General features: G+C 72.8%; 2 protein-coding genes. Both read right to left on the reverse strand.

The genetic code is table 11. The annotated features are described in order from the left end of the window. On the reverse strand, window positions 1–1,275 hold a 1,275-nt coding region (locus tag LFA75_RS23505), incomplete at its 3' end, for a glycosyltransferase family 4 protein (protein WP_225236139.1). A 411-nt stretch (window positions 1,276–1,686) separates the two neighbouring features. Further along, the coding region (locus tag LFA75_RS23510) for an alpha/beta fold hydrolase (RefSeq protein ID WP_404820982.1) at window positions 1,687–2,694 on the reverse strand (1,008 nt) is incomplete at its 5' end.

Below are 2,694 nucleotides of genomic sequence, written 5' to 3' on the forward strand. Positions count from 1 at the left end.
TGCTTGCAGCAGGGGGTTTGGTCGGCAGCGTCGGATGGGTATAGGAGACGGGCCTTGTTCTTGTCCTTCGGGGCGGCGCGGGTGAGCTTGGGGGCCATGGCCGTGCCCATCCCGGGGGGCCCGTTCGGGGTGTTGGTGGGGCCGGGGGCGCTGCGGGTGGTGGGGTCGGCCCCCGCCCCCGGCCCGCCGGGCCCGCGGGCTGAGGACGACGACGACCCCCACCACCAGCAGCGCCCCGATCACCACCAACACCTCGACGGTGCCGCCGGAGATGGACAGCGCGATGGCGCCGAAGCTCAGCAGCGCCGCCCAGAAGTACATGATCAGGACCGCACGCCGGTGCGAGTGCCCGATCGACAGCAGCCGGTGGTGCAGGTGCATCTTGTCCGGGCTGAACGGGGACTGGCCCTTGCGGGTGCGCCGCACGACCGCGAGCACCAGGTCGGTGAACGGGATGAAGAGCACCGCCAGCGGGACCAGGAGGGGCAGGGCCAGCGGGAGCACGCTGGCCGCGGAGTCGAAGCTCTGCGAGTCGACCCGGCCGGTGGCCGACACGGCGGCGGCCGACAGCATCAGCCCGACCATCATGGAGCCGGAGTCGCCCATGAAGATGCGGGCCGGGGAGAAGTTGTGCGGCAGGAAGCCCAGGCACGCCCCGGCCAGGACCGCGGTGATCAGGGCGGGCGCGGAGGCGGTGTCGTCGTAGCCGACCAGCCCGAGGTTGTAGCTGTAGGCGAACAGCGCCAGCGCCGCGATCGCCGACACCCCGGCGGCGAGCCCGTCCAGGCCGTCGATGAAGTTCAGCGCGTTGACCACCAGGACCGTCACCAGGATGGTCAGCGGGACGCCGACGTCACCCAGGGACAGCGTGCCGATCCCGGCGAAGGGCAGGAAGACGAACAGCAGCTGCACGCCGAGCAGCACCATGACCCCGGCGCAGGCGATCTGGCCGGTCAGCTTGGTGAGGGCGTCGATCTCGAAGCGGTCGTCGAGCACCCCGAGCAGGCAGATCAGCCCACCGGCGACCAGCACCGCGTAGGTCTGGGAGTCCTCGAAGGTCCGCTGCAGCGCCGGCAGCCGGCTGGCCACCAGGACGGCGGCCGCCACCCCCGCGTACATGGCCACGCCGCCACCGCGCGGGGTGGGGATGACGTGCACGTCGCGCTCGCGGACGGCGGAGACCACCTTCAGGCGCATCGCCAGCACCCGCACCACGGGCGTGGTCAGGAAGGTGACCAGCGCCGCGGTGAGGCAGACGACGGCGTACTCGCGCACGGGTGGTCAGGCTCCTGAGGTCGGGGTGGCCACGACGGTAGTGGCTGCGCGGCCGCTAGATGAGTAAGTCCGAATGACACGGGTGTGATTTCAGGGCGGAGGGTGCTGGGGTACGGGTTGTGACGACCGACCTCAACACCCTCCTGACCTCACTCTATGTCCGCATCGACGACTACCTGGGCCTGCCTCTCATATCTCTCTACTCGTCTCCGTTCACTCGACCTTTCTTTCCTTTTTTTTTTTTTTTTTTTTTCAAAGCAGAAGACGGCATACGAGCCCCTCTCTGGTCGCGGGGGCTGGGAGATGTGTAAAAGAGCCCGCCCCCGGCCCGCCCGGGGCCCCGCCGCGCCCGCCCAGGTCGCCAGGCGTGTCGGACCGTCCCGTCGCACCCGTCCCGCCGGCCTCGTCCGGTCAGCCGTCGGTCTCCTCCAGCAGCGCCAGGATCGCCCGCGCGGTGTCCTCGGGCGCCTCCATCATCGCCACGTGGCCGATCCCGGGCTGCACCTGGAGCCGGGCGTCGGGCAGCGCCGTCGCCAGCCGGGGGGCCAACCGCGGGTCCACCAGCTTGTCCGCGTCGCCCCACACCACGAGCGCCGGGGCCCGCACCGACTGGGCCGCGCGCCAGGCGTTGCCCCGGCCGACCCGCAGGTAGGACGTCATCAGCCCGCGCATGCTGCGGGTCAGCGCCCGGCCGGACCAGGCCTGCCCGTCGCGCAGCCGCATCTCCTCCACCGCCTCGGCCAGCCGCTCCTCGGGCACCCGGCGGGGGTCGCCGAAGCACATCTCCAGCGTCATCCGGACCCGGTCCTCGGGGGCGCCGAGGCGGATCCGCTTCTCGGCGAGGGTGGGGATGCCGGGCAGCAGCAGCAGCGCGATGGCCCGGTCGAAGGCCGGCGGGACGCGGTACACGGGCATCGCCGGGGAGATCAGGGTGAGGGTGGCGACCAGGTCCGGACGGCGGACCGCGACCAGCAGGCTGACCAGGCCGCCGAGCGAGTTGCCGACCAGGTGCACCGGCTCGCCGCGCCCCGGCCCGGGCCGGTCGGCCACGTCGGCCAGCACCGCCTCGACGGCCTGCACGTGCCGGGCGATGGAGTACCCGCCGTCCGAGGGCGGCTCCGACCGGCCGAAACCGGGCAGGTCCAGCGCGAACCCCTCGAGCCGGACGGCGAGCATCGCGGCCAGGTCGGTCCAGTTGGTCGACGCCCCGCCCAGCCCGTGCACGTACAGCCCGCGCCCGCGGGGGTCTTCCGGGTCGCCGGCGTACGGCGTGTGCCGCAGGTACACCGAGCCGCCGTCGGCAGGCACCTGCTCACCGGGCCACGGCGGCACCGGTCCGGTGGGGACGGGCAGCCGGACGGCGGATCGGCCGGCCGGGCGCGGACCGCCCGCCGGGGAGCCGGGGGCGCTGTCGGGGAG

This window comes from Klenkia terrae, from assembly GCF_900491935.1.
GTDB lineage: Bacteria > Actinomycetota > Actinomycetes > Mycobacteriales > Geodermatophilaceae > Klenkia > Klenkia terrae.